This is a genomic window from Gilliamella sp. Pra-s52, assembly GCF_009795805.1.
GTDB lineage: Bacteria > Pseudomonadota > Gammaproteobacteria > Enterobacterales > Orbaceae > Gilliamella.
Genome location: NZ_WTEY01000059.1, coordinates 1 through 308, shown reverse-complemented (window position 1 = coordinate 308; position 308 = coordinate 1). Strand labels below are relative to the sequence as shown.

Annotated in this window: 1 tRNA gene; it reads left to right on the top strand. The window is 40.9% G+C overall.

The window, feature by feature from the left end:
• Positions 1–92 precede the first annotated feature (92 nt).
• Positions 93–168 (top strand) — tRNA-Glu (locus tag GQ594_RS11945).
• Positions 169–308 lie beyond the last annotated feature (140 nt).

The following is a 308-nucleotide window of genomic DNA, read 5'->3' as shown; positions in this document are numbered from 1 at the left end:
AGGTAACCGTAGGGGAACCTGCGGTTGGATCACCTCCTTACGAAGTGCTCGTAAGTGTTCACACAGATTGTTTGTTTAGAAGAAATAATTAAGTCCCCTTCGTCTAGAGGCCTAGGACATCGCCCTTTCACGGCGGTAACAGGGGTTCGAATCCCCTAGGGGACGCCATAAAATGTGATGAAATTATTTCTGACTGATTATGTTTGTATTTATTTATTAATTAATGATGAGTAAATAGAAAGATAAAGCTCTTTAACAATTAGGAACAAGCTGAAAGAAACGAGTTCTCGTTTTTGCGGAAGGAAGCG